Source organism: Streptomyces sp. NPDC021115 (assembly GCF_044333065.1).
GTDB lineage: Bacteria > Actinomycetota > Actinomycetes > Streptomycetales > Streptomycetaceae > Streptomyces.
In genome coordinates this window covers 126,946-146,696 of sequence record NZ_JBIRQF010000015.1, presented here as the reverse complement: position 1 = coordinate 146,696, position 19,751 = coordinate 126,946, and the positions used below count along the sequence as shown (strand labels likewise).

Here is a 19,751-nt window from a genome sequence, read left to right as displayed (position 1 = left end):
AGGGTCACCGTAAGCGCTTGCAGTAAGCGCTTTCTAAAGACTAACGCTAGCCGCCCCGGTCCCCCCTGTACAGAGCGGGCACAGGGGAGACACAGAGGCGGGTCAGCGCTTCATCTCGGAATCACCGCGGAATCACCGCAGCGTCAAGCGATAGTCGAGCGGCGAACGCCCGGTGATCAGCACCCGCAGCCCGGACACCGGCAGATCGCCGCCCATCCAGGTGTAGCGCTCCCCCGGGTCCACCACGGCGGGCTGGCGCGGGCCGCTGCCGTTGCCCGGCCCGAAGGTGATCACATCATCGCCCGATGTGTACGTCCCGTACCCCTTGACCAGCTGGTACGTGTCCTTCTGCCCTGGCACGGGCTCGACGCCGCTCAGCGTGCCCCCGGCGCGGAAGCACAGCTCCAGGGCGAGCGGGACGTCGGACTCGCCGACCTCGACGTCCAGGTTCCAGCCGCCGTCCGCCTCGGCCGCCCGCACCTCGGTGTGCAGCGTGCGCCACTGCTTGGGGCGGTGCGGGAAGTCCATCGCGGACCAGAAGCGGCCGTCGTCGGTCAGCGGGTAGCGGCCGTCGGGGCGGCGGTGCTGCGGTGGCAGCGGCAGGTGGTACCCGGCGCGTACGTCAGCCCACAGCCGCCAGCCGTCCGCCGTGCGCTCGACGTCCTCGGCGCGGAAGTGGCCGAGCGAGAAGAACTGCGGGGACAGCCGCAGCGAGTCCAGGATCGCGGCGCCCTTGCGCCACTTGAAGAAGGTCGGGTTGGTGGACAGGCCCGAGGAGATCGCGTGGACGTCGGGGAAGTCCGTACCGCCGAACAGCGACGTACGGGTCGCGCCCCGGCCGATCCGCACCAGCCCGCTGTCCTTGTCGTGCCAGGTGAACTCCGACGGCACGGCGGTGGCCTTCGGCAGCGGCGCGGCCAGCTCCGGTTCGTCCAGCACCTCGGCGAGGAAGTCCCCGAGCGGGGTCTCGTCGAACGTCTGGTCCGCCCCGCGCCGCTGGACGGTCTCGGCCATGGCCGCGAAGCGCCCGTCCTTCTCGCGCAGCGCCAGCGCCCGGTACTGGAGCCAGTACTCGGACAGGTGCTTGACCGTCTTCTGGTCCTGGCGACGCGAGTGCACCGTCTCCACATCGCCGTTGGGCTCCACGAGGTGGAGGGTGGCCTCCAGGTTGCGGCGCACGGTGTCGTACAGCTTCGGGCGGTCGGTGAGCCGGGCGAGGGTCAGCAGAGCCGGGTTGGTGACGATGGGCGCGTAGGTGGCGCTGCGCTCGCTGTACTGGCCCGCCTCGTACTGGTCGATGCCCTCGGCCAGCCAGGCGTCGATGCGGCGGGTGTAGCGGGCGTCGGGCCAGAAGGAGTTGATACGGGCGAGCGCGGCGCACACCTTCCAGCGGTGGTTGGGGGTGTGCAGCCCGCCGGTGGAAAGCCCCGCCCCGGCCTTGCGGAGGATCTTCTTCAGGGTGGCGCGGATCTTCGCGGTGGACGGGTGGTCGTCGTCGTCCAGCAGGCCGTACAGCAGGCCCAGGTCGACGATCGAGAAGGCGGTGTCCGGCGGGGAGTGCACCGCGCCCTGGTCGAAGAGGCCGTCGTCGAACTGGGCGGCGGCCAGCGCGTCGGCGAGCCGGGTCATCGGCGCGATGAGCGCCCCGTCGTGGTGATGCTCGGCGTCGGCCCACACGTGGACGGAGGTGAGCAGGCGCAGGCTGCGGGCGGCGGGGCGGGCCTGGCCCAGGTTGTTCAGCTGGGCGAGGGTCGCGTCGATCCCGTCCACCACCTCGGCCACCCGCTTGTCGGCGGCCTTGGTGAGCAGGTCCAGGAACGGCTTGTCGGTGCCACCGCGAGCGGCGGCCGTGGCCTGGGGCGCACCGGCGGCGGCGAGAAATCCGCCCGCGGCGGCCGATCCGGCGAGGAAGTGACGGCGGGGCAGGCTCATAGGTGGTGCTCCGTGGCTCTGGCGGCGATCGCGAGGGGGCCGGGGACGAGGAAGAGCAGGGGCGGATAGGCCCAGGCGCAGACGGCGGCGGTGGCCACGGCCAGCAGCAGGACGAGGCTCGCGCGGGGCGTGCGCACGCTCGCGTACGCCGCCGAGCGTAGCGCGGTGCGCCAGCTCGTCGTCGATTCGGGGCGGGCGCAGGCCCGCAGCAGCAGGACGGTGAGCAGCCCGGCCACGACGAGCAGGGCGGGCCGGAAGGCGACCGCGCCGGGCAGGCCCGCCCCGGCCGTGAGCGCGTTGAACAGCAGCAGCGCGCCACCGGCCAGCATCCCGGCCCCGGCCAGCAGGTCGCCGGTGCGCAGCCGGGCCCGCAGGGCGCGGAGGTAGCCGCCCGCGGTGGCGGGGGCGTCCTCCCGTACCCGCCGGTCGAGGACGGCGCAGGCGGTGGACATGGCGGCGGGAGCGGTGATCAGCGGCAGCGAGGCGGCGGCGGTGGCGAGCCCTACGGCGAGCACGTCGGCGAAGAGCGCGAAGCGCGGACCGACCAGCTCGCCCGGCTCACGGGTGGTCGCGGAGGACGGCATGGCGGCTCATCCCTTCAGCCCGGAGTTGGCCATGCCCTCGACCAGGAACCGCTGGAAGGCGAGGAAGAAGAGCACGATGGGCAGCAGGGCGAAGACCGACATGGCGAACATCGGGCCGAACGCCGACTGGCTGGAGGCGTCCACGAAGGAGCGCAGGGCCAGGGTGAGGGTGAACTTCTCCGGCTCGAAGAGGTAGATGAGCTGGGTGAAGAAGTCGTTCCAGGTCCAGATGAAGGTGAAGATCGCGGTGGTGATCAACGCGGGCCTGGTCAGCGGCAGGATGACGCTGAAGAAGGAGCGGAACGGCCCGCAGCCGTCGATCCGGGCCGCCTCCTCCAGCTCGCGCGGCAGCGAGCGCATGAACTGGACGATGAGGAAGACGAAGAAGGCGTCGGTGGCCAGGAACTTCGGCAGGATCATCGGCCAGTAGGTGTTCACCATGCCGAGCTGGTTGAAGATGATGTACTGCGGGATGAGGATCGCGTGGTGCGGCAGCATGATCGTCGCGATCATGAACGCGAACAGCGGCCCGCGCATCCGGAACCGCAGCCGGGCGAAGGCGTACGCGGCGAGCGAGCAGCTGATGACGTTGCCGAGGACGGCGCCGCACGCGATGAGCAGCGAGTTCCACAGCAGCCGGCCGACGCTGACCTCGTTCACGCCCTCCAGGGCGGTGGTGTAGTTGCTGAACTCCAGATGGCTGGGGAGCAGCTTGAGGCTCGCGATGACCTCGTCGGCCGGTTTGAACGAGGTGGCCAGCAGCCACGCCAGCGGATACAGCATCACCAGCAGGACGGCGATCAGGCAGACGTGCAGCGCGATCCGGCCCTTGGGCCGCCGTGTCGCCGGGGCGGCCGGGGTGGCGGTGATCGGGGCGGTGGTCATCGGGCCCCCTCGTTGTTGTCGTTGGCGTAGAAGACCCAGGCCCGGGAGGTCCGGAAGAGCACCGCGGTGACGGCGCCGATGGCGAGCAGCAGCGCCCACGCCATGGCGGAGGCGTAGCCCATGTGGGACGCGGTGAAGGCGCGGTCGTAGAGGTAGAGGGTGTAGACGAGGGTGGAGTCGGCGGGTCCGCCCTTGCCCGCGCTGACCGCGAAGGCCGGGGTGAAGACCTGGAACGCCTGGATCATCTGGAGCACCAGGTTGAAGAAGAGCACCGGTGAGAGCATCGGGATGGTGATCGAGCGGAACTGCCGCCACCAGGTGGCCCCGTCGACCGCCGCCGCCTCGTACAGCTCGGCGGGTATCTGCTGGAGCCCGGCCAGGAAGATCACCATGGGGGCGCCGAACTGCCAGATGGTCAGCAGCGCGACGGACAGGATGGCCCAGCCCGGCTTGTTGATCCAGCCGCCGATGTCGATGCCGACGCCGGAGAGGATGTTGTCGACGGTGCCGCCGTCGTTGAAGATCGCCCGCCAGACGAGGGCGATGGACATCGACGCGCCGAGCAGCGAGGGGGCGTAGAACGCCGAGCGGTAGAAGCCCTTGCCGCGCTTGACGGACTTCAGCGCGATCGCCACGGCGAGGGCCAGCACCAGTTGCAACGGCACCGCGATCACGACGTACGTCAGGGTCGTGACGACCGAACGCCAGTAGCGGGGGTCCTCCGTGAACATCTGCGTGTAGTTGCGGAGGCCCACCCACTGCGGGGCGTCGAACATGTCGTAGTCGGTGAACGACAGATACAGCGAGACGGCCATCGGCAGCAGCGTCAGCACGGTCGCGCCGATCACCCATGGCGACAGGAACACCCAGGCGGCGCCCTGCCTCTCGCGCTTCGGTGCCCGCTTGGCGCGCGCGGCTGGGGACGCGGCGTCCTGGGGGCGGGTCGCGGTCGCGGTCATTGCCTCAGCTCCGCCTTCGCCTCGGTGATGTAGTTCTCCGCCGCCTCACGCGGCGACATGCGCTCGTACGACACCTGGTCGTAGTCGCGGCTGAAGGTGGACTGGAGCGAGGCGTCGCCCTTGGGCGGCGCGGCGGGCGGAGCGCTGAGCTTGCCCTCGAACTGCTTCTGGTACGCGGAGACGACCTTGTCGAAGCCCTCCAGCTTGGGCAGCACCTTGTCCCGGATGGCGTCGTTGGCCGGGATGCCGCGGGTGGCGCCGAGGATGGCCCCGGCCGCCGGGTCGTTGAGCAGGAAGTCGATGAACTGGGCGGCCTGCTTGGGGTGCTGGGTCTTGGCGGAGGCCCCGAAGAACATCGACGGCTTGTAGTACAGGGCGGGCTTGCCGTCGTCCCCGGCGGGCAGCGGGGCCAGCTTCAGCCCCTTGCCGACGATCGGGTCGTAACCGCTGGAGGGCGCGTCCCAGTTGAAGTCGGAGACGGACTTGAGGCGGCCGAGCGGGGTGTTCTCCACCGTGCCGTCCATCTGGGTGGTCTGCTCTGCGGGGGCCACCACGCCCTCCTTGCGGAGCTTGGTGCAGAACTCCCAGAAGCGGGTCAGATCGTCGGCCGTGAAGCCCAGCTTGCCGTTGCCGGCGTAAAGGGCCTTGCCGCGGCCGCGCAGCCAGATCTCGAAGACGTCCTCGCTCTGGCCCGGGTCAGTGGAGCCGACCCGGCCGCCGGTGGCCTTGGACGTCGACAGCTTGCGCATCGCGTCCGTCCAGTCGTCCCACGTCCAGTGGATGGTGGGCTCGGGGACGCCCGCCTTGCGCCACAGCGCCGCGTCGTACGCGATGGTCTCGGCGCCGCGGGCGACCGGCAGCGCGTACTGCTTGCCGTCCACGACCCCGGTGGCCAGCAGCCCCTTGTCGATGTCCGCGGTGCGCAACTCGCGGTGCTTGCCGAGGTCGAGCAGGATGCCGGAGGTGGCGTACTGGTTGATCTGCCGGTAGTCCAGCTGCATCACATCGGGGGCGTCGCCGCCCGCGGCCTGGGTGGCGAGCTTCGCCTTGTACGTGTCGAAGCCCGCGAACGACGTGCTGATGTCGATGTCGGGGTGACGCTTCTCGAACAGCTTGACGGCCTTGTCCGTACGGGCCGCCCGGTCGGGGTTGCCCCACCAGGTGAACCGCAGGGTGACCTTGCCGCCCGAGCCGCCGCCCTCACCGCCGCCGCAGCCCGTGAGGGTTCCGCCGAGTGTGAGGACGAGAGCCAGGGCGCAGGACGCCCTTGTCCTGTTGCTGCGCATGGCCGTACCGACCTCCCTCCTGTGATGTGCCGATGTGCCTGTTCCTGTGGGGGTGTGGGGGGATGCCGGTGCCTATTCGCCGTAGTACGGGAGCGTCGCGCCGGGCAGTTCGTACTCGTCCCGCCGCCCGCACATGCCGTAGCCGCCGCGGCGGCTGGGCCCGGTCGCGGTGACCCGCGCCTCGGCGAGGTGGGCCGGGTCGCCCTCGGCGAGCGCGGTCAGCTGCTCGCCGGTGCGCCGGGCGGCGGCGAGCGCGCCGTCGCGCCAGCGCGGCTCCCAGTCCTTGACCTTGGGCGCGACGATCCGCACCGCCGCCTCGTGGAAGGCGCGCAGCGGTGCGTCGTCGCCCTGCTCGGCGGCGGCCCGCAGGGTCAGGTAGCCCTCGACCGCGAGGTCCCGGCGGCGCCGGGCGGCCGCGTCCGCCTCCGGGCCCTCCTTGGCGGGCAGCGCGGCGGCCGCCGCGTACCGCTCGGGGTCGGCCAGCACCTCCGGCGGGAACGTGAACACCGCGTCCCCGGCCTCGGGCAGCCCGCTGTTCTGCATCAGCACGGTCACCTTCAGGCCGCCGCCCTGCACCATGCGGTGCACCGTGCCGGGGGTGAACCACACCACCGCGCCCGGCTCCAGCGGGGTCTCGGTGAAGCCGTCGGCCACGGTCAGGGTCTGGACGGCGCCGCGCCCGGCCGTGACCACGTACGCCTCGGTGCAGGCGAGGTGGAGGTGGGGGCTGCCGCCGCACACGCCGTCGGCCGCCTCCCACTCGTACGCGCTGATGTGGGACATCCCCACGCCGCCGGGCAGCGGGGCGGGCATCGCGGAAGACGCGGCCATGTCGCTCACCACCCGTGGTTCTTGAGGTAGCTCTCGGCGCGCGTCCGGTCCCACGCGCCGTCGGCGACCACCACGCGGTAGCGGTAGCCGAAGGACTCGCCCGGCGGAAGCTCGAACTCCTCGAAGAACGCCCACGAGGGGGCGACCGAGGGAATCGGCTCGGAGCGCACGAACCAGTGGGAGGCGTGGATCGCGTCGGCGTTCTCCGGCGCGTGCGCGAACAGCAGCGTCGAGTGCGCGTCGATGGCGTCGTGCTCGCCGGTGAAGGCGATCCAGGGGGCGTCGGCGGCCGGGGTGCCCATCAGGTCCGAGGCGCCCGCCTCGCCCTCGCCGCCGCGCCCGTCCGGGCCGAAGGCGTCGCCGCCGGTGAAGTCGCGGGGGCCGCGCCAGTTGAGCCCGGTGTACCCGGCCATCTCGCGGCCCGCGGTGGTCGGGGAGCCGAAGTGCAGCGCCTCGCCGCGGACGTTGGTGAGGCGGATGGACCAGTCCAGGGCCCAGGTGCCCTCGTCCGGCTCGACGGAGTGCAGCTCGATGGTGCGCAGCTCGCGCGCCCACTCCTGGCCACCGTTCTCGACCCAGGTGAGCTTCTCGGTGAAGCGCAGCCGGTCCTCGGTGACCGTGAACTCCTCGAAGCCGTCGTGCCGCATGGAGCCGACCCGCTCCTCGACCCGCTGGTAGCCCTGGTCGGGGCCGAGGTAGGAGTTGCCGCCCCAGAAGTTCTGGCCGGACAGATGGCTGGAGGTCATCTGGAGGCCCTTGTGCCAGCGGTGGTCGTTCGGCCGGTAGCCGGAGACCGGGCTTCCGGCGAGGGTGCGCAGCGGGTGGGCGTACGGCTTGCGCGATTCGAAGGCGTCCGGGTCGGGCGCGTAGACGTAGGCCATCAGCTCGACGCCGCCGGAGGCGACCGAGATCCGCTCGCCGTGGGTGTGGGTGACGGTGATCTGCTGGGTCATGACGGCCTCAGCTCTCCTTCGCGGCGTTCGGGGCCCACTCGGGGTGGTTTCCGTGCATGGCGTCGTAGTACGGGTCGCCGGGCGCGATCTCTCCCGCGTGCACGGGCTGCCCGGTGAAGGCCGCCTTGTAGAGCGCGGCGATGAATTCGAGGGTGCGGCGGGCGTCCGGGCCGCTGCCCGGGGGCCGTACGCCGTCCCGCATGGCGTCCAGCAGCCCGGTCAGCTGGGCCGCGTGCGAGCTGGGCAGATCAGCGGCGGGGGTGCGCCAGCGCTCCTGCCGGGCGGGCTCGTCGCGGACGTGCGGGGCGGGGGTGTAGACCCAGTCGTCGTTGCGGTGGCCGTAGAGGTGGGTCAGCTCGACGGTGGCGTCCGCGCAGTCGATGCGGATGCGGCTGACCTCGTCGGGCGAGAGCACGCTGTTGACGACGGTGGCCATGGCTCCGTTTTCGAACCGGACCAGCGCGGTGGACACGTCCTCGCTCTCCACGTCGTGTACCAGCCGCCCGGCCATGCCGCGGATCTCGGTCCAGTCGCCGAGGAGGTGCAGCAGCAGATCCATCTGGTGGATGCCGTGGCCCATGGAGGGCCCGCCGCCCTCGCTGTCCCAGCGGCCGCGCCAGGGGACGGCGTAGTACGCGGTGTCCCGGTGCCAGGTGGTCTGGCAGTGGGCCACCAGCGGGCGGCCGAGGGCGCCCGTGGTCAGCAGGTCCTGGGCGTGGACGGCGCCCGAGCCGTAGCGGTGCTGGAAGACGACGGACGCGTACGGGCCGCCCGCCTCCGTTTCCGCCGCCGCGATCTCGTCGTACTCGGCGAGCGTGAGGCACAGCGGCTTCTCGCACAGCACCCACGCGCCCGCCGTGAGCGCGGCCACCGTCTGCTCGCGGTGGAGGGACGGCGGGGTGCCGATGAGGACGAGATCGGGGCGCTCGGCCTTCAGCATCGCGGACACATCGGGATAGCCGGTGACGGTGAATCCGGCGCTCTCGGCCGCCGTCGCGCGGAAGGCGTCGAGCCGGTCCTCGTCCACATCGACCGCGGCGACCAGATCGACCCGGTCGGCGTGATCGCGCAGGGCGGGCAGATGGCTGCCCGTGACGATGGCTCCGGTGCCGATGACTGCGGCACGGATACGGGCGGTGGCTGCTGAGGCCATGGAGTGGGGCTCCTCGCCGACGGGACGGAAAGCGCTTGCTGGGGGTCGACCCTAGGCACGGTCCGGATGTCAGGACAAGACCCCGGCGAACAGATTCCCGCGCCCGTTCCCGGTTCGATATGCGATGGCCGCGAAGGCGCTGACCAGTGAGAGCATGGACCCGGCCCCATCAGCGCACGGTGTCCCGCCGGACGTCCCACCGGACGACCCAGGTGACCATCCAACGGAGGAAACATGGCAGTGACCCTGGCCGACGTGGCCGCACGGGCTCGGGTCTCGGCGGCCACCGTGTCGCGCGTCCTGAGCGGCAACTATCCGGTTGCCGAATCGACCCGGGCCCGGGTGCTGCGTGCCGTCGAGGACCTGGAGTACGTGGTCAACGGCCCGGCAAGCGCTCTCGCCGCCGCCACGTCCGATCTGGTCGGGGTGCTGGTCAACGACATCGCGGACCCCTTCTTCGGCATCATCGCGGGCGCCGTGCAGTCCGAGATGGGCGCACCGGGGGGCAACGGCGGCTCCGGCGAGGCCGTGCGCGGTGCCGAGAAGCTGGCCGTCATCTGCAATACGGGCGGCTCGCCCGAACGCGAGCTGAACTACCTCACCCTCCTCCAGCGGCAGCGCGCCGCCGCCGTCGTCCTCACCGGCGGCGCGGTCGAGCACCCCGACCACGCCGCCGCGGTCGCCGCCAAGGCGTCCCGACTGGCCGCCTCCGGCACCCGGGTGGTGCTGTGCGGACGGCCCCCGATCGAGGACGCGATCACCCTCACCTTCGACAACCGCGGCGGCGCCCGGCGGCTGACGGAGCATCTGCTGTCCCTCGGCCACCGCGAGATCGGCTACGTCGCGGGCCCCGCCGAGCGCACCACCACCCGCCACCGGCTGGAGGGCCACCGCGAGGCCCTGACCGCGGCCGGGCTCGACAAGGACGCGGAGCGGCTGACCGTCCACGGCCTCTACGACCGCGCCTCCGGCTACGACGCCACCCTCGAACTCCTCCGCCGCCACGCCGACTTGACCGCCATCGTGGCCGCCAACGACACCATCGCCCTCGGCGTCTGCGCGGCCCTGCGCGACCAGGGCCTGCGCATCCCCGAGGACGTCTCGGTGGCGGGCTTCGACGACCTCCCCTTCAGCGCCGACGCCGTCCCCGCCCTCACCACGGTGCGGCTGCCGCTGCACGACGCCGGGGTACGCGCCGGACGCCTCGCCCTCGGCCGCGAACCCCAGCCGCCGGGCGGGGTGGCCATGGTGCGCGCCGAGCTGATGGCCCGCGCCTCGACCGCCGCGCCGCGGCACTGAGGCGGACGGCATGTCCGACGTCCAACTCCGCACCCCCGGCCCCGGCGACCTGGGCTGGATCGTCCACCGGCACGGCGTCGAGTACGCCCGGGAGTACGGCTGGAACACCGAGTTCGAGGCCCTGGTGGCCCGTATCGTCGGGAACTTCGGCACCCGGCACGACCCGGCGTACGAGCGCGTCTGGATCGCCGAGCGCGACGGCCGCCCCGTCGGCTCGGTGATGTGCGTACGGGACGAGGCCCCCGCGACGGCCCGGCTGCGGCTGCTGTTCGTCGAACCCGACGCCCGGGGGCTGCGGCTCGGCGAGCGCCTGGTGACCGCCTGCGTGGCCTTCGCCCGCGCGGCGGGCTACCGCGACCTGGTGCTGTGGACCACCGACATCCAGGCCACCGCCCGCCGGATCTACCAGCGGGCGGGGTTCGAGCTGACCGCCGAGGAGCCGCACCCGGGTTACGGCGCGGGCCCGGTGACGGCCCAGGACTGGCGGCTTCCGCTCACGGTCTGACTCACGGTCTAACCGCCCGGGAAGACCACATCACTGCACGAGTAGAACGTCTGGTCGAAGTGGCTGGCCTGCCAGATCATGAACACCACATGGCGCCCGGTGCGCCCGGGCGCGTTGACCGGTATCGACACGGTGACCCCATTGAGGCTCGGATCGGTCGACGGCTCCCCCACCCCGGGTGCGATCTTCCCCGTCTGGGCGACGAGTTCGAGGTTGCTCCAGCGCAGCGGCTGGGTCGTCGGGTCGTACCCCTGCCTGGTCACATAGATGCGGTAGTAGTCCGCACCGTGCTTGGCCTGGTCGTGGTTCTTGAACGTAAAGCTGTTGTTGACCGCTGTGGCCTCCCACTTCCCGGGCACGTCCATCGCGTTGTACCGCCCGGACGAGGTGTGCCCGGCGCTGCACAGCTGCCCGTCGGGCAGCGCGGCCTGGTGATTGCCCGCGACACCCTCCCGGTAGAGGCCGTTCCAGTTCCACATGGCGTTGGTGTCGGCCTGCCACGCCTGCCAGCACATGGGGTCCTTGGTCTTCATCTCCGGATTCTGGAAGTCGCTCCCCCAGCGCTTCCAGCACCCGTAGTTCCGCGACGCGGGCCCGATCGCCGACCCGTGCGCGTCGGCGGCGCCGACGAGCCCCACGGTGGCCAGCAACGTCGCGGCCGAGGCGACGGCCGAGGCGCGAAGACCCCATCTACGGACATGCCCATGACAATTCATTGCGCCTCCAGTTCCGTTTTCGGCACGTGCGGGAGCGCTCCCATCGTAGGACGGGGATCATGGGGCGACCAGACGCGCGACGAAGCGTCATCAGGCCGGAGCGGGCCGGCCTCCGGCACGTTCCCACTGCGCCTCGTCCCACTCGACGTATTCGATCTGGACGCCCCCCGGCAGCTCGGCGGTGAGGTTCCTCCCGGTGGGAACGGCCTGCGGGCCACGCACGACCCGCGCTCCCGTCCGTTCGAGGCGCGCCCGGCACTCGTCGAGATCGTCCACGATCAGCGTCGCCGCCGTAGCCCGGTACGGCTCCAGTACACGCTCGTCCCCCGCCACCACCAGAACCCGGCCGACGGTGGCCAGCTCCAAGCCGTTCGGCATCGTGAAACGGGTGCTCACCGGCTCGCCGCTGACGGCGCTCAGCGGCCCCAGCGCCGCGTCCAGGTCGGCGGCGTAGACACGCGCGTAGGTGCGGTAGATACGCATGATTACCAGCAAGGCACCACGCACCACAGCTATTCCCCTCGCGGCCCCGGCCTTGGCCCTTGGACATCGGCCACGGCCCTTTGACATCCGACGCGCCCCTCTTGCGGCGGCGAGTACTGTTCCCGCTGTGCGGGATCTGCTCGACGCGGTCAAGGAGAGTGCGGGGTTCTGATGGCCACGCCGAACTAACTGACGGCCATGCGGCGAGCGATCGCCATCTCGGCTCAGGGCCTCGGGACCACGAGCCCCAACCCGCCGGTAGGGTGCGTGATCCTCGACCGCGACGGCGTACCGGTCGGCGGGGGTACCACCTCCGCAAGGGCGACCACCACGCCGAGGTCAACGCGCTTGCCGCGGCAGGCGAGCGGGCCGAGGGCGGCGCGGTGATGCTGGAACGCGCCGGGGTCGAGGTGGAGCGCGGCGTCCTGGAGCAGGAAGCGCTGCTCGTGCTCGGCCCATGGCCGCACTCGCTGCGTACGGGACGGCCGCACATCATCTGGGCGTACACCGTCGGCACCGACGAGAGCGACGACCGAGCGGTGACCGAGCTGCGCCGCACGCACGACGTGGTGATCCGGCGCGACGGGACGATCGAGGAAGGCGTGCCGGGCGGCCATGGCGAAGGCGCCTTCCGTCTCCCGCTCCCCCCGCTCGGCGACGAGCCCGAGAAGGCCCTGCACACCTTGGCAGCCGCCGGTGCACGCACGGTGCTGATCGAAGGCGCCACCAACCCCGCCGCGCGGCTGCTCGCCGACGTCGTAGATCGCCTGGTCATCGATGTGCCCGTCACGTCGCCGCCATCCGGGCCGACAGCGGAGTCCATTCCCGACGGATACCGACTGACCGATATCCAGCCGCTGGGCACCCACGTTCGCATGACCGCGGAGAGTGCGCTCGCGAGTCATGACCCCACGTCCAGCTCGCCGACCGTCTGGCCCCCGCTCGTCTCGCCCGTCGGCTGGAAGCCGAGCCCGAGGTAGAAGCCCTCCGGGCCACCCGCGCCCGGGTGCCAGGTGGTGGTCATGCGGGTGCCGCCGCGGTGGCGGATTTCGGCGGCTACGGACTCGACCGCGAAGCGGCCGTACCCCCGCCCCTGCTCACCGGCCGCGATGTTGAGGCGCCAGAGGCCGGATCGGATGTCGGTGCCCGTGCCGTCGGCCCGCCAGTCGATGCCGAAGAAGGCCATGAGGAAACCGACGGGCCGGTCATCGTCGAGGATGAGTCGGGGCCAGGCTGTGCCGGGATGGACGTACGCCTCGGCCAGGGACTTCACCACCGGCGCGACCAGATGCTCCTGATCCGGACGGACCCGTACCCCGATCGCGGTGTCCAAAGTGTCCGGGGTGATCTTCTCCAGGCGGAGAGCGCTCGTCATGCACGCAACCATAGGCGGGAGTTCGAGTTCGTCCTGCGGTGCGGCGATGAGGAGGACGCCGACGGGGCGGCGTCCTCCGACGTGGTGTCGGGGGACGCCGCCCCGGGTGGGACGAGGTGCGGGAGGTGGCCCGCGGGTTCATGCCGGTTACTTCGGGTCGCGCTTGAACGAGGCGGTCGACCAGCGGTAGCCGAGCGCCGCGAGCACCAGGCACCAGGCGACCGTGAGCCACCCGTTGTTGCCGATCTCGGTGCCGAGCAGCAGACCGCGGACGGTCTCGATGGCCGGTGTGAAGGGCTGGTACTCGGCGATGGGCTGGAACCAGCCCGGCATCGCGTCGATCGGGGTGAACGCGCTGGAGATGAGCGGCAGGAGGATCAGCGGCATCGCGCTGTTGCTGGCCGCCTCGGCGTTCGGGCTGGCCATGCCCATCCCGACCGCGATCCAGGTGAGTGCCAGGGCGAAGAGCGCGAGCAGCCCGAACGCCGCCAGCCACTCCAGGGGCGAGGCGTCCGTGGAGCGGAAGCCGATGGCCACGGCGACGACGCCGATGAGGATCACGCTGGCGACCGACTGCAGGACGCTGCCGACGACGTGCCCGATGAGCACGGACCCGCGGTGGATGGCCATGGCGCGGAAGCGGGCGATGATGCCCTCGGACATGTCGGTGGCGACGGACACCGCGGCCCCGATGACGGTGCTGCCGATGGTCATCAGCAGGATGCCGGGGACGACGTAGGCGATGTAGCGGGAGCGGTCGGCGCCACCGCCGGCGATACCGGCGCTCATCACGTCACCGAAGATGTAGACGAAGAGCAGGAGCATCATGACCGGGGTGAGCAGCAGGTTCAGCGTGAGCGACGGATAGCGCCGGGCGTGCAGGAGGTTTCGGCGCAGCATCGTGGTCGAATCACGGACGGCGAGGGAGAGCGCGCTCATCGGACATCCTCCTTGGGCTGGTTGTTCTGGGCGGGCACGCCGGGGCCGGTCAGGGCGAAGAACACGTCGTCGAGGTCGGGGGTGTGCACGGTCAGCTCGTCCGCCTCGATGCCGGCGGCGTCCAGCCGGTCGAGAATGGCGCGCAGTTCGCGCTGGCTGCCGTCGCTGGGCATCTGCAGCGACAGCGCCTCGTCGTCCCGGGCCACGTCGCGCAGCGCGACGGCGGCGGACTGGTAGGCGGCCGGGGCGGTGAAGCGCAGCCGCACGTGCCCGCCCGGGATGAGCCGCTTCAGCTCGTCGGCGCTCCCCTCGGCGGCGATCCGGCCGTTGCTCAGCACCGCGATGCGGTCGGCCAGTTCGTCGGCCTCCTCCAGGTACTGCGTGGTGAGGAAGACGGTGACGCCGCCGGAGACCAGCTCGCGGACGATCTTCCACATGTTGTGGCGGCTGCGCGGGTCCAGGCCGGTGGTCGGCTCGTCGAGGAAGATGATCCGCGGGTCGCCGACCAGCGTCATGGCGATGTCCAGACGGCGCTTCATGCCGCCGGAGTAGCTGGCGGCGGGCTTCTTCGCCGCCTCGACGAGGTCGAACCGCTCCAGCAACTCGGCGGTGACCCGCTGTCCCTCGCGCCTGGACAGGTGGTGCAGGTCCGCCATGAGGAGCATGTTCTCCTCGCCGGTGATCAGCCCGTCGACCGCGGAGAACTGCCCGGTGACACCGATCGCGGCACGCACCGCCTGCGGGTCGGCGGCCAGGTCGTGGCCGCCGACGTGCAGGTCACCGGCGTCGGCGCCGATGAGGGTGGAGAGGATCTTGACGGCGGTGGTCTTGCCCGCGCCGTTCGGGCCGAGCAGGGAGAAGACCGTTCCGGTCGGCACCGCCAGGTCGATGCCGTCGAGCACGACCTTGTCTCCGTAGGACTTGCGCAGCCCGTTCGCCGCGATGGCCAAGCTGGTCATGAAAGGGGCTCCTTCAAGGGGCCGCGGATCAGAGGCCGCGGGTCAGAGGCTGCGGGCGGTGATGTCGCCCTGGGAAGTGGTGGCGTGGATGTCGAGCTGCGCGGTGCCGTCGTTCCTGAGGTCGTTGCTGATGCGGCCGGAGGAGGTACCGGCGTCCAGGGAGGCCGAGATTCCGGCGGCGGCGCCGACCGAGATGTCGCCGGACTGGGTGCGGAGCACGACCGTGCCGCGCACGGCCTCGGCGATCCGGATGTCGCCCCTCGCGGTGCTGATCTCCGCGGGGCCGTTGAGCCGGCCGACCTCGACGTCGCCGTCGACCGCGGTGAGGCGGACGCTCGCGGCCTCGTCGATCTTGATCTGGCGGTACGCGCCCTCGAAGTCGATGTCGCCGAGGCGCCCGACGGCCCGGAATTCGGTGCTGGCCGCTTTCGCCTCCACGCGGGAACCGGCGGGCAGCTGGACCGTCACCTCGATGGTTCCGGAGGGACCGAAGTACTGGTTCTTCGCCGGGACCTCGATCCGCAGGACGCCGTCGGCGTATTCGACCCTGGTCTGCTCCGCCACCTTCACGTCGCGGTCCTTCGAGGCGTTCGCGGGCAGGACCTCGACGGCGGTGTCGGCCCGGTCGGCGGCGATGATCTGGACGCGCCCTGCGGGGATGTCGAGGACGGTGGAGATCGGGGCGGGGGTGTCGAACTTCTGCATCGCGCTCTCCTTGCGGCTCGTCGTTTCTGACATTGGAAAAGCTACGTTGCGTTCGCAGTTTGGACAACGCCCTTGTTGCATCGAATAATCATCGAGGGAGCTCATAGGCATGAAATCGTTGCAGTGGCGCTGAAGGTAATGCAACAGCAGAGCTGGATTGCGTTGCAATGGGTTGAGTGCGAACGCTATGCTGGCGGCCTCAGGGAACACGAAGGAGGCTGCGATGCCGGGAGGCAGGCTCACCCAGCAGGACCGCCAGCAGATCGCGCTGGGGCTGGCCGACGGCCTCGCGTACGCGGAGATCGCGAGAGGTCTCGACCGTCCGACCTCGACGATCACACGTGAGGTGATGCGCAACGGCGGCCCCACCGGATACCGCGCGGACCTGGCCCACCGCGCCACGGAACGGCGCGCCCACCGGCGCAGGCCCGCCTCGTCCCGGGGGTCGGAGCCGGCTCCCCTGCCCTACGGGCGCGACGCCGATGCCGTCCATGAGTACGAGGAGCTGTTCACCACCGTCATGATGCAGTCGGGCCTGCCCAAGATGATGGCGCGGGTGATGGTCTGTCTCCTCACCACCGATTCCGGGAGCCTGACGGCCTCCGAACTCGCCCAGCGCCTTCAGGTCAGCCCGGCGACCATCTCCAAATCGATCACCTTCCTGGAGAGCCAGGCCCTGCTCCGCAGGGAACGCGACGAACGACGCCGCGAGCGCTACGTCGTCGACGACGACATCTGGTACCAGACGACGGTCGCCAGCATCCAGTCCCTCACCCAGCAGGTCGAGATCGCACGGCAGGGCGTCGGCGTCCTCGGCCCCGGCACCCCGGCCGCCGTCCGCCTGGAGAACGTCGCCCGCTTCCTCGACTTCGTCGGCGAGAGCCTCGGCCGCGCCGCGGAACAGGCCCGCGAGATCCTCTACACGAAAGCCGAAACGACTTCGGACGGCACTGCCACGTCAAACGCGGATCGCGCATAGGGCCCCGTGCCGGTCGTGTGCCCGCCACTCCTCCTCGTGGATGTCGCGGTTTCCCGAAATCCGCTCGCGCCGGAAGCGTTGTACCGGAAGGATCAACGCACACGCACTCCGGGTGCGAACGGCACAAGAGCAAAGGGCGCACCCACTGACTACCCAGCAAGTCATCGAATGGACCGAGGACGGCGGGCCCCGGGCCGCCCAGTGGCGCTCCGAGAGCGGCGCGCCGCCGCCGCGGCGGGTGGTGGTCGCGGACGACCGGATGACGGCCGACGCCGCGTACCGCCTCGTCTGCGAGGGCACCGCGCTGCTGTGGCGCGGCGACTACCAGGGCGCCCGGCAGCTGCTCGCCGCGCTGGCGCGGCGGGTCGACCGGGGGCCGCGGCGGCCCCGGGGGCGGCGCGGGCCCGCGGAGAGCGCGGCCGAAGCGTTCCACCGGCACCGGCAGGAACAGGGGCGCCGGGCCCGGCTGCTGGGCATGCTGCTGGTGCCGCTGGACGCCGAGCTGGCCGTACCGCTGCGCCGGGCACCCGACGTACGGGAGGCGTGCGCGCAGGCGTACGGCGCGGCGGAGGGCCCCTCGGTGGTCTCGCTGCGGGAGTTGCTGGGGCTGATCGGCGCGCACGAATGGCGTGAGAAGGGCGTCGAGATCCCGGCGCTCGGCGGCGACCGCATCCACCCGTACTACGGGGTCTTCTCCCCGGTGCGCGGCGAATACGTCGACCTGGTGGCCGAGGCCCCGCTGCCCGCCGACCCCACCGCCGCCTTCGACATCGGCACCGGTACGGGCGTGCTGGCCGCCGTGCTCGCGCGGCGCGGTGTCGAGCGCGTGGTGGCGACGGACCAGGACGCGCGGGCGCTGGCCTGCGCGCGGGAGAACATCGACCGGCTGGGGCTCGCCGAGCGGGTGGAGGTCGTCCAGGCGGACCTCTTCCCGCCGGGCCGCGCCCCGCTGGTGGTCTGCAATCCGCCCTGGGTCCCGGCGCGCCCCAGCTCGCCGGTCGAGTACGCGGTGTACGACCCCGGGAGCCGCATGCTGCACGGCTTCCTGAACGGGCTCGCCGACGCCCTCACCCCCGGCGGCGAGGGCTGGCTCATCCTCTCCGACCTCGCCGAACACCTGGGGCTGCGGACCCGTGAGGAGTTACTGGGCGCCTTCGAGACCGCCGGGCTGCGGGTCGTCGACCGGCTGGACACCCGCCCCGTCCACCCCCGCGCCGCCGATGCCGCCGACCCGCTGCACCGGGCGCGCGCGGCGGAGGTGACGTCGCTGTGGCGGCTGGCGGTGGCAGGCTGAGGCCCGCGGCTCGCGGTCGGCCGTCACCGGCGGTCCAGCCGGGTTCCGGCGAAGGGGTCGGGCTGCTTCGGAAAGGTGGGCGCGCAGTCGGGGCAGGCGTAAAGGGTGCGGCCTCCCCCGCTCGCGCCGTGCTCGATCGCGACGATGACCGGCCGACTGGTGCTCTCCTGGCAACGGGCGCAGACCTGGGGCATCACCGGGCCGTCGCCTCCTCGCCGGGCTCAGCGGCGATCGCCCGTACCAGGGCCTCGCGCAGGGCGTCGGCATCCGTGAGGTACCGGTCCGGACCCATCGGGACCCGCCAGTGGAGGCGGGGGCCGGTGGTGTGGGTGGCTGGAGGAACGCCGACGTACGAGGTCTCCGCACAGTCCGTCCCGAGAACGTGGACGTGCCGGACGCGCCGCCACTCCCCAGCGCTTCCCGTTCGGATGAGCCAGTACATGCGGCCGTAGTCGGCGATGACGGCGCCGGTCTCTTCGCCGAGTGCGGCGAGTGCGCGTTCGGCCAAGTCGGCGGGAGCGCGTACGGCGTGCCAGTGCGCGCCGACCTTGACCAGCTCGACGTCGTTGCCGTGCGGCGGCGTCCATGGCGCGGATGTTCTGTGGTTCTGCACGGGGTCTCCCGGCGTCATCAGTGAGCAGGTGAGACCGACCGTAGAGAGATCACCGCTGCTTCACCCGAGCTGTCGGTTCGGCTGGACCACAAGCTCGCCGGTCAGAAGATTCCGACACGCTCAGCCAGCTTCTCCGCCTGCCGGGCATGCCTCGTCCGACCACGCCGGATGACCGTGAGCATCAGTTCCCGCGCCAAGGGAGTCCGCGCCAGGTCCTCTGGCGCGAAGTCCTCCAGCTCCAGCAGATTCAGAAGCACGCCGGCGTCCTCCCGTCGAAGGTTGTGGCAGCGTGCCATCTCCAGGTTGAAGGTGAAGGAGCGCTCCAACGACGGCAGCCCGCTGGTATCCACCTCGTCCGCAAGACGCAGCGCCTCGCTCGGCTCTCCTGCCTCCATCTCGATGCTGAGCTCATGCAAGTCCACGTTGGTCGGCCCGAATACGGTCCACATGATGTTGCCCTCACCGACGCTCCGAGCCGCCGGACGGGCGTGGGTACGCAGGCGCTCCCGTGCCCCCGTCCAATCCCGCCGCCGGGCCTCCGCGACGACCGCGACCAGTTGGAGCGCACCCGACATCGCGACCCGTTCCGGTTCCGCCATCGGAGCCTTTCGCAGGCCCTCGACGGCTTGTCGCGCGACCTGCTCGGCGCCGTCCGGCTCCTGCGCTGCCAACAGGACATGCCCCAGGTTCCACTGAGCTGCCGCCATGCGCAGCGGATCGTCTGCCTCTTCGGCTGCTCTTACCGCCCGGTCGGCGGCCATCATCGACAGATCCACTCGGCCCGTGCGCCGGAGGTACGACCGCAGCAGGAAATAGAGATCGGCCGTAGCGCGTATGACATCCCGACGCGTACCCATCTCGTCCGCTGACCGGCGAGTACGGGCAGCGTGCTCGGTATCAACGATCAGGCTGGGCAGCACGGCAGCCATGTCCGTGAACCGAGCCTTGCTGCTTTGCCAGGCTCGCCAGGCGCCTTCCACTCGTTCCCGCAGCGACGCCGGGGCCGTGGCGGGAGCGCTACGGGATGGCCCGTAGCCCATCAAGGCCTGCACGATCGCGGGCTCGGTGGTGTCCGGGGACGCACTGCTGTGCGCGGGTGTGTCAGGGAGCAGCGCGGCGACTGGCACCCGCAGCTCCTGGGCGATGGCGCTCAGGATGGGTAACGAGGGTACTTTCAGGCCGCGTTCGATCTGCGAGAGGTAGTCGGGCGAGATGCCGACGAGCCCGGCCACGACGTCTTGCCGCCGTTCACCGCGAAAGCGTCTGATTCTGTCACCGATGGGCAGATCGGGTGTGACCAT

At 71.3% G+C, this 19,751-nt stretch carries 21 protein-coding genes and 1 pseudogene; 5 read left to right on the top strand and 17 right to left on the bottom strand.

Annotated elements, in window-relative coordinates:
• Positions 1–132: 132 nt before the first annotated feature.
• From ACH4TL_RS34015 to ACH4TL_RS33980, 8 genes are all read right to left on the bottom strand, one after another.
• The gene (locus tag ACH4TL_RS34015; RefSeq protein ID WP_398323802.1) at positions 133–1,932 is read right to left on the bottom strand and encodes a hypothetical protein; all 1,800 of its coding nucleotides are present in this window, start codon (positions 1,930–1,932) and stop codon (positions 133–135) included.
• On the bottom strand, positions 1,929–2,516 hold the full coding sequence (locus ACH4TL_RS34010) for a hypothetical protein (protein ID WP_398323804.1): 588 nt from the start codon (positions 2,514–2,516) through the stop codon (positions 1,929–1,931). The genes ACH4TL_RS34015 and ACH4TL_RS34010 overlap by 4 nt, the downstream gene beginning before the upstream one ends.
• 6 nt (positions 2,517–2,522) lie before the next feature.
• A complete protein-coding gene (locus ACH4TL_RS34005) occupies positions 2,523–3,401 on the bottom strand; it encodes a carbohydrate ABC transporter permease (protein WP_398323806.1) in 879 nt (292 codons plus the stop codon).
• Positions 3,398–4,360 (bottom strand): carbohydrate ABC transporter permease, encoded by a 963-nt coding sequence (locus ACH4TL_RS34000; RefSeq protein WP_398323808.1) that lies wholly within the window; start codon positions 4,358–4,360, stop codon positions 3,398–3,400. The genes ACH4TL_RS34005 and ACH4TL_RS34000 overlap by 4 nt, the downstream gene beginning before the upstream one ends.
• On the bottom strand, positions 4,357–5,646 hold the full coding sequence (locus ACH4TL_RS33995; RefSeq protein WP_398323810.1) for an ABC transporter substrate-binding protein: 1,290 nt from the start codon (positions 5,644–5,646) through the stop codon (positions 4,357–4,359). Before ACH4TL_RS33995 ends, ACH4TL_RS34000 begins: the two co-directional genes overlap by 4 nt.
• A 72-nt stretch (positions 5,647–5,718) precedes the next feature.
• Positions 5,719–6,477, bottom strand: coding sequence for a cupin (locus ACH4TL_RS33990; protein WP_398323812.1), 759 nt, complete (start codon positions 6,475–6,477; stop codon positions 5,719–5,721).
• 5 nt (positions 6,478–6,482) lie between these two features.
• Positions 6,483–7,430: a PmoA family protein gene (locus ACH4TL_RS33985; protein ID WP_398323814.1), complete on the bottom strand. Its 948-nt coding sequence runs from the start codon at positions 7,428–7,430 to the stop codon at positions 6,483–6,485.
• Between the two features lie 7 nt (positions 7,431–7,437).
• Positions 7,438–8,583 carry a Gfo/Idh/MocA family protein gene (locus ACH4TL_RS33980; protein WP_398323816.1) on the bottom strand — a complete coding sequence of 382 codons (1,146 nt, stop codon included), beginning with the start codon at positions 8,581–8,583 and terminating at the stop codon, positions 7,438–7,440.
• Positions 8,584–8,817: 234 nt separating this feature from the next.
• On the opposite strand from ACH4TL_RS33980, the gene ACH4TL_RS33975 reads away from it, so the two are divergent.
• Complete coding sequence (locus tag ACH4TL_RS33975) at positions 8,818–9,882, top strand: LacI family DNA-binding transcriptional regulator (protein ID WP_398323818.1); 1,065 nt, start codon at positions 8,818–8,820, stop codon at positions 9,880–9,882.
• A 16-nt stretch (positions 9,883–9,898) separates the two neighbouring features.
• Positions 9,899–10,387, top strand: a pseudogene (locus ACH4TL_RS33970) (GNAT family N-acetyltransferase); the annotation flags it as partial.
• Positions 10,388–10,395: 8 nt separating this feature from the next.
• On the opposite strand, the gene ACH4TL_RS33965 reads toward ACH4TL_RS33970, so the two are convergent.
• Entirely contained in the window at positions 10,396–11,103 is a 708-nt protein-coding gene (locus ACH4TL_RS33965; RefSeq protein ID WP_398323820.1) for a lytic polysaccharide monooxygenase, read from the bottom strand.
• A gap of 90 nt (positions 11,104–11,193) precedes the next feature.
• Positions 11,194–11,586 carry a VOC family protein gene (locus ACH4TL_RS33960; protein ID WP_398323822.1) on the bottom strand — a complete coding sequence of 131 codons (393 nt, stop codon included), beginning with the start codon at positions 11,584–11,586 and terminating at the stop codon, positions 11,194–11,196.
• Positions 11,587–11,849: 263 nt separating this feature from the next.
• On the opposite strand from ACH4TL_RS33960, the gene ACH4TL_RS33955 reads away from it, so the two are divergent.
• Positions 11,850–12,566 (top strand): hypothetical protein, encoded by a 717-nt coding sequence (locus ACH4TL_RS33955; RefSeq protein WP_398323824.1) that lies wholly within the window; start codon positions 11,850–11,852, stop codon positions 12,564–12,566.
• On the opposite strand, the gene ACH4TL_RS33950 is transcribed toward ACH4TL_RS33955, so the two are convergent.
• The 4 genes from ACH4TL_RS33950 to ACH4TL_RS33935 form a co-directional block, all read right to left on the bottom strand.
• A complete protein-coding gene (locus ACH4TL_RS33950) occupies positions 12,488–12,961 on the bottom strand; it encodes a GNAT family N-acetyltransferase (protein WP_398323826.1) in 474 nt (157 codons plus the stop codon). The two genes, ACH4TL_RS33955 and ACH4TL_RS33950, sit on opposite strands and share 79 nt — an antisense overlap.
• 147 nt (positions 12,962–13,108) lie before the next feature.
• A complete protein-coding gene (locus ACH4TL_RS33945) occupies positions 13,109–13,900 on the bottom strand; it encodes an ABC transporter permease (protein ID WP_398323829.1) in 792 nt (263 codons plus the stop codon).
• The gene (locus tag ACH4TL_RS33940; RefSeq protein WP_398323831.1) at positions 13,897–14,859 is read right to left on the bottom strand and encodes an ATP-binding cassette domain-containing protein; all 963 of its coding nucleotides are present in this window, start codon (positions 14,857–14,859) and stop codon (positions 13,897–13,899) included. Before ACH4TL_RS33940 ends, ACH4TL_RS33945 begins: the two co-directional genes overlap by 4 nt.
• A 42-nt stretch (positions 14,860–14,901) precedes the next feature.
• Complete coding sequence (locus ACH4TL_RS33935) at positions 14,902–15,564, bottom strand: DUF4097 family beta strand repeat-containing protein (protein WP_398323832.1); 663 nt, start codon at positions 15,562–15,564, stop codon at positions 14,902–14,904.
• A gap of 223 nt (positions 15,565–15,787) precedes the next feature.
• Here ACH4TL_RS33935 and ACH4TL_RS33930 point away from each other — a divergent pair, with 223 nt between their 5' ends.
• Both ACH4TL_RS33930 and ACH4TL_RS33925 read left to right on the top strand, forming a co-directional pair.
• Positions 15,788–16,543, top strand: coding sequence for a helix-turn-helix domain-containing protein (locus tag ACH4TL_RS33930; protein ID WP_398323834.1), 756 nt, complete (start codon positions 15,788–15,790; stop codon positions 16,541–16,543).
• Positions 16,544–16,688: 145 nt separating this feature from the next.
• Positions 16,689–17,837, top strand: a complete 1,149-nt coding sequence (locus ACH4TL_RS33925; protein WP_398324056.1) for a methyltransferase — start codon at positions 16,689–16,691, stop codon at positions 17,835–17,837.
• 23 nt (positions 17,838–17,860) lie between these two features.
• On the opposite strand, the gene ACH4TL_RS33920 is transcribed toward ACH4TL_RS33925, so the two are convergent.
• The 3 genes from ACH4TL_RS33920 to ACH4TL_RS33910 all read right to left on the bottom strand — a co-directional run bounded on the left by ACH4TL_RS33920 (position 17,861) and on the right by ACH4TL_RS33910 (position 19,751).
• Positions 17,861–18,034 (bottom strand): hypothetical protein, encoded by a 174-nt coding sequence (locus ACH4TL_RS33920; protein ID WP_398324068.1) that lies wholly within the window; start codon positions 18,032–18,034, stop codon positions 17,861–17,863.
• Entirely contained in the window at positions 18,031–18,450 is a 420-nt protein-coding gene (locus ACH4TL_RS33915) for a hypothetical protein (RefSeq protein WP_398323836.1), read from the bottom strand. The genes ACH4TL_RS33920 and ACH4TL_RS33915 overlap by 4 nt, the downstream gene beginning before the upstream one ends.
• Positions 18,451–18,551: 101 nt before the next feature.
• The gene (locus ACH4TL_RS33910; RefSeq protein WP_398323838.1) at positions 18,552–19,751 is read right to left on the bottom strand and encodes a helix-turn-helix domain-containing protein; all 1,200 of its coding nucleotides are present in this window, start codon (positions 19,749–19,751) and stop codon (positions 18,552–18,554) included.